Origin of the sequence: Candidatus Darwinibacter acetoxidans, assembly GCF_041936445.1 — a bacterium.
Lineage (GTDB): Bacteria > Bacillota > Limnochordia > Darwinibacteriales > Darwinibacteriaceae > DTU010.
The window spans coordinates 1-5640 of the sequence record NZ_JBHGXH010000192.1 but is presented as its reverse complement, the minus strand read 5'-3'; the positions used below and the strand labels follow the sequence as shown (position 1 = coordinate 5640).

The following is a 5640-nucleotide window of genomic DNA, read 5'->3' as shown; positions in this document are numbered from 1 at the left end:
AAGGCTGGACATGCCCACCTGCCTTAAGATCAGGTAGCGCCTTCGGTCCTCGAATCCTTCTGTGATCTGCTTGTAGTAGATGATCAAAACCGTCCCCATAACAAACAAGGTTCCCAGGAAAGCGCCGAGGAAGAACAGGCCCCCGTAGAGCACGTGGAATTCCCCCCGGGCCTCGTCCCGGGACTCCACCCACGCCGAGGCAGCCTCCTACCGGGGTAGGGCGTTTTTCAGGTCGTTGTAGAAGGCCACAGCCCTCTCCCGGGAAGTGTTCAGGTCAAAGCCCAGCCCGTAACCTGCCATGGCAGCGCCGCGCCCCTGCAGTGTAGGGTGCTTGCTCAGTTCTTGCATCATACCCAGATCCTGGACAATAACGTAGTAGCTGCCGAAGGTCTCCGTGGTACTAAGGCCATTACCGGGCAGGCTGGCTAGACTTTCCTTCACTACAAAAGTCCGGTCCAGAAACTCCAGGGTGGCATGCTCGTAGGGTCCCCGGTTGTAATAGACCAGGACCTCGTTTTCCTCCAGAGAGACCGGTTCTGCCACCAGGCGGTTGTAATCCTCCAGGGGAATAAGCTCGAGTGCTGCCACACTGCCCGCGAAACCGATCACCAGCTCCTGCACAGCGGAAAACTTGTCCTCTACCCTGAACACGGGGAAGCTCAAGACGCGGTATTCCACCCGATCCACCGCCTCCAGTCCGTACCGGTCCAGGGTGGCAGCAACCTCAGACTGCACCTGCGCCAGCACGTCCGCCTCGAAGCTGTCCAGCCGCAGGAGGATCTGCCGGGGGTAACGGGTCTGGAGCACATCCTCGATCCCCACATAGAGAGAAACGGTGGTGGACAGGGTGACCAGGAACGATTTCACATTTCGTTGGATTAATTTCGCCGTCTAGGGAGCGAACCCTTCTTCCTTTTTTTGTGTTGATCTGAGCATGCCCAGACCGTGGAAGCACAGCTCACCGCCCTCACTGAAGCCCTGCGCCGCCGCAGCTATGGCTGCTGTGGCTCCGGTTCAACCAGAAGTGGCTCCTCCGTCCCCAGCTCCGGAGCCTTCCGCCCCAATTCAGATCGCGGCGGAAACAGAGCTGGCAGGGGAACCGGCTGCGCCCACGAAACCGGAGATAACCGAGTACCGGCTCATTCCCGTTATGATCTCGCAAGAACAAGAAGTTGACCAGAAACGGCTAGCTCTAGTCTTGAAGATTAAGGCCCGCGATACCAGCTCGGACATCGCCAACCACTTCCAGTCTCCCCCCAGTCAGAAGTTTATCAACCAAATCGTAGAGCTCAACCAGGTGGATCCCTACCGACTCAGGATCGGGCAGTACCTGCTCGTCCCCCTGAACGAAGAGGTCTTTAGACTCGTGGAAGTGGAGTGATGATTGTGGCCAGCACCGAGCCAACCAAGCAAAGGCAGTCCAGTGGTGAAGCGCTGTTAGTTTTCTTAGCCATTTTTGCCCTGGCGGCACCCCTGCTCATCGTCTCCGTACGCCTGCTCCAGCAGCCCATTAGTGGGATGCACTCTGCGTGCTCTTGGTCTTGTCTATTATAGGCCTTGTGGGCAGTGTCCTGGGCCTTTTGGCCAGTGCCCGCAGCAGCCAACAGCCCGCGGCCGCAGAAACCATCCCCAACCCGGCCCCTGCTCCCGAAGGGAGCGAGCAGCCGGAAAACGTGGCCCGGGTACGGCTGGGTAAGTACGTGCAGGCCCTGGAAGAGCAGGTACAGTCCCTGCGGCAGGAACGGGACAGACTTGCGGAGGAAACTGGGCCGCTGCGCAGCGCAGTTGCTGCCTGGCAGCAGAGCGGTGTGGAGATGCTGCATGAGTTGGATCGGCTGCGCAAAAGCGCTTTTCCCACAGTGCAGGACTACGCCCAGGCTCTCTCAGATTCAACCAAGCATTTTGCCCAGCTGATGGCCCCATTAGGAGTCGGCCTCATTGCTCCGGCACCCGGTGACCGCTTCCATGAGCAGCTGCACCAGGCGGAAAATGCAGAGCCGAAAATGGTTGTGGCGGAGGCGCAGTAACCTCCGCTTTTTCTTTGCCTTAAGCTCCCCGCCAAGCCCGTCACCGCAAAGCGGCGGGCTTGCTTTTTCTTACACCAGCTACCTATGTGTAATCTGTGCTATATTTGTGTTAAGCCTAAGCGAAAACCAAAGGACCAACAGCATTTGAGCAGGAGTGCAGGGACATTCAGCAATGATTTGCTAACAAAGCCGCCCCATGTTGCAAAGAGATTCGTTTTATGTTAATGTATACCAAAAGTTGTATGACATCTTTTGTAGGACAACTTTTCCCTCACCTTGTCAAGATCAGGAGGTCACAATCCTTGTTCACGGAGGAGGAGAAGAATTTGAAGGCCGAACCCCTTAGCAAGTTCATTCAAGATAAAATCAAAGCCTATATTCGCGACAACGCCCTGCGCCCCGGGGATAAGCTGCCCACGGAGGCTGAGCTCGCAGCTGAGCTCGGCGCCAGCCGCACTGCAGTGCGGGAGGCCCTGCGGGGCCTGGAAACCCTGGGCATCATTGACGTGCAAAAGGGCAGCGGCCGCTACCTGCGCAAAGTGGCCTTCAGTGAGGTAATTGCGGACCTGGCCTACAACCTCGAAGTGAGCAGCGCCAATTTGGCCGATCTGCTGGAAATCCGTATGGTTTTGGAAACCCAGTTTGTGGGCGAAGCTGTGGCAGCCCTAACAGAAGCGGAACATGGCCAGCTGGCTGCCATCTTGGAGAAGATGAAGGGCAAAATGGAGGCAGGACGGTCCTTCGCGGAAGAGGATATGGCTTTCCACCTCACCCTGTTCAGCAAAGTAGATAATCAGCTCTTTAAGGACCTTTTAGATACCTTCTGGAAACTGTTCATTACCGCCCTGCCCGAAGAACTGCAGCTCCCCACCTTTCGGGATACCATCTTACAGCACCACGTGGATCTTCTCCAAGCTGTGCAGGCAAAAGACATAAGGCGCGCCAGGGAACTGCTGCAGTACCATTTCACCGACGTTTTTGAGCGCCTGCACTAAAATCTCCTGCCTTGGTGCAGTGCCAGAAGCTCAGCAAAGAGAGGTGATGCTAGGCGTTAAGGTGGTACAAAAATGGGTAGGTATGACGGGCAAACCAAAAAACAGGAGGGAGTAAAGTGCGTAAAAGCAGCGTAGCTCTGACAGTTGTCGCTTTAGTTTTGTTCCTGCTCGCTTCCACCGCCGCCGCCAAGACCAGAGTCACTTACTGGCTGTGGCTGGACGATCCCACGGACACAACCGTTCAGGAATTGGTAGAGGAGTTCAACCGCCTGCATCCCGACATTGAAGTGGTTACGGAGACCATCCCCCTAGCCAACTACTACGACCAGCTGCTCATGGCTATCAGCGGCGGTGGAGGACCCGATGCAGCCAGGTTTAAAGACTGGTGGCTGGGTGCCTTTTACGATGCAGATCTCCTGGAAGATCTCAGCCCCTATATCGCCAACTGGCCGGGAGCAGATGATGTTGTTCCCAACCTCTGGAACACCGGTATGATCCCCGGGGTGGACGGCATCTTCATGCTGCCCCATCAATACATCACCTTCTACCTCTACTACCGGGCCGACTGGTTTGCAGAGGCCGGCTTGAATCCGCCCAGGACCTTTGATGAGTTCCTGGAAGCTGCCCTTAAGCTGACTGATCCCGCCAACAACCGCTACGGCTTCGGTCTGCGCGGCGGTGCAGGCGGTCAAGACCAATGGCTGGCCTTCATGGTCGCGGGCGGCGCGCGTATCGTTGATGAAGCAGGCAACATCGTGATCAACTCGCCCAAGGCTGTGGAAGTGAACCAGTGGTACATCGACCTGTACAGAAAGCATCAAGTGGCCCCGCCCAGCGCGCCCACCGATGCCTATGCCCAGGTAGTCGGTGCCTTCCAGGCGGGCAACACAGCCATGATGGCGCACCACGTGGGTTCTTCCGTGATGATGACCGATGTGTTCGGGGACAACGTGGGAGTACTGCCCATTCCCGCCGCTGATCCGGAGAATCCCGCCACCATGGGCACCATGAGCGGTAATGTGGTCTTTTCCACCTCCGACGTGAAGGATGCGGCCTTCAAGTTCATCAGCTGGCTCAGCGAACACGAGGCCATGGATAAGTGGAGCAAATCCCGTCAAGGTCAGCTGCCGGTACTCCAGTCCGTAGCTGAGCAGGATTACTACACCCAAAACGAGTTCTTCCGGGTCTCCCTGGAAGGCGGTAACTACGCCATCGTCTGGCCGCCGCTGCCGGGAACAGGCTACGTAGCTTCCTACGTATGGCAGAACACCATGCAGAGGGCTCTGCTGGGTGAGATCACCAGCCAGCAGATGCTGGACGAAATCGCCAAGGCCTTGAGGGAAGGTAATTAAGATGCTGCGGCACCTCAACGAGAAGGAACGGTTCACGCCGTTCCTTCTCCTCGGACCAGCCCTGCTCTTGATGCTGCTCATTGTGGCCTACCCCCTCTTCCAGGCCCTGCGCCTGTCCCTGTTCGACGCTTCGCTGCTCAGGCCGGATCGCGCCCGTTTTGTGGGCCTCACCAACTACCTCAACGTGCTGCGTGATCCCCTCTTTCTGCGCTCCCTGCTCAATTCGACTATCTGGGTGGTGGGCTGTGTAACTCTGCAGTTCACCATTGGCATGCTGGGTGCGCTCCTTTTGAACAGGGAATTCCCCGGCAGGGGTCTGGTGCGGGGGTTGAGCCTGATTCCCTGGGCCACTTCGGGAGTACTGGTTTCTTTGATGTGGACTTGGATGCTGGATGGCAATTACGGGGTGATCAACGACATCTTGGTGCGCCTGGGACTGATCAGCCAGTACAGGCCCTGGTTGGCCCTGCCCATCTCCCTGGGAGGGGTGATTGCCGCCAATGTCTGGCAGGGGGCCCCCTTCTTCGCAGTCATGCTGCTGGCTGCCATGCAGAGCGTTCCCCAGGAGCTGTACGAAGCGGCCCGCATTGACGGTGCCGGCCGGTTCCAGCAGTTTCGCAGTGTCACCATTCCTTTGATCATGCCCACCATCGTGATCACCACCATGCTCCGCATCGTCTGGACCGCGAATTACATGGATCTGGTCTTTGTCATGACCGGCGGCGGCCCGGGCAACGCGAGCATTATCCTGCCTGTTTTGTCGTATATCACCGCCTACAAAAAGCTGAAAGTGGGCGAAGCAACGGCCATGGCTGTACTGCAGGCCATACTGCTGATCATCACTTTGTTTGTGTATTTGCGCCTGGTGAACAGGAAGGGCGAAGGAGGTCTGTCGCTCTATGAGGTATAAAAGAGTAAAGGAGTTTCTGTTTCTCTGGATCCCCATTGTGCTGTGGCTGACCTTCGTGCTCTTTCCCTATGTGTGGATGTTCATCACCTCCCTAAAGGAGCCAAGCGAGCTGTATACTTCACCCATCCAGTACCTGCCCAAAAAACCCACCTTTGCAGGATACAAACTGCTCATGGAAACGACCAAGTTTCCCCAGTTTATCCTGAACAGTCTGTTGGTGGTGGGCGGAACACTGCTGGTTACCGGAACCGTTTCCACCGCCGCGGCCTACTGTTTCTCGCGGTTTGATTTCCGGGGTAAGGGTAAGCTGTTCGGCATGTTCCTGGTCACGCAGATGTTCCCCTCTGTGCTTTTGG

Annotated in this window: 8 protein-coding genes; 6 read left to right on the top strand and 2 right to left on the bottom strand. The window is 56.9% G+C overall.

The window, feature by feature from the left end; all coding sequences use genetic code 11:
- Positions 1–189 (bottom strand): hypothetical protein (locus tag ACE4YL_RS07060; protein ID WP_461369434.1); only part of this gene is annotated, 189 nt, incomplete at its 3' end.
- 18 nt (positions 190–207) lie between these two features.
- Positions 208–867 carry a hypothetical protein gene (locus ACE4YL_RS07055; RefSeq protein ID WP_461365785.1) on the bottom strand — a complete coding sequence of 220 codons (660 nt, stop codon included), beginning with the start codon at positions 865–867 and terminating at the stop codon, positions 208–210.
- Positions 868–934: 67 nt separating this feature from the next.
- Between ACE4YL_RS07055 and ACE4YL_RS07050 the strand changes: the two genes are divergently transcribed.
- The 6 genes from ACE4YL_RS07050 to ACE4YL_RS07025 form a co-directional block, all read left to right on the top strand.
- The gene (locus ACE4YL_RS07050) at positions 935–1381 is read left to right on the top strand and encodes a LysM peptidoglycan-binding domain-containing protein (RefSeq protein WP_461365786.1); all 447 of its coding nucleotides are present in this window, start codon (positions 935–937) and stop codon (positions 1379–1381) included.
- A 148-nt stretch (positions 1382–1529) separates the two neighbouring features.
- Positions 1530–2027: a hypothetical protein gene (locus ACE4YL_RS07045; RefSeq protein ID WP_461366626.1), complete on the top strand. Its 498-nt coding sequence runs from the start codon at positions 1530–1532 to the stop codon at positions 2025–2027.
- A 302-nt stretch (positions 2028–2329) separates the two neighbouring features.
- Positions 2330–3022 carry a FadR/GntR family transcriptional regulator gene (locus ACE4YL_RS07040; protein WP_461359102.1) on the top strand — a complete coding sequence of 231 codons (693 nt, stop codon included), beginning with the start codon at positions 2330–2332 and terminating at the stop codon, positions 3020–3022.
- Positions 3023–3138: 116 nt separating this feature from the next.
- On the top strand, positions 3139–4374 hold the full coding sequence (locus tag ACE4YL_RS07035) for an ABC transporter substrate-binding protein (RefSeq protein WP_461359103.1): 1236 nt from the start codon (positions 3139–3141) through the stop codon (positions 4372–4374).
- A gap of 1 nt (position 4375) precedes the next feature.
- Positions 4376–5284 carry a carbohydrate ABC transporter permease gene (locus ACE4YL_RS07030; RefSeq protein ID WP_461359104.1) on the top strand — a complete coding sequence of 303 codons (909 nt, stop codon included), beginning with the start codon at positions 4376–4378 and terminating at the stop codon, positions 5282–5284.
- Positions 5274–5640 (top strand): ABC transporter permease family protein (locus tag ACE4YL_RS07025; RefSeq protein ID WP_461369433.1); only part of this gene is annotated, 367 nt, incomplete at its 3' end. The genes ACE4YL_RS07030 and ACE4YL_RS07025, both read left to right, overlap by 11 nt.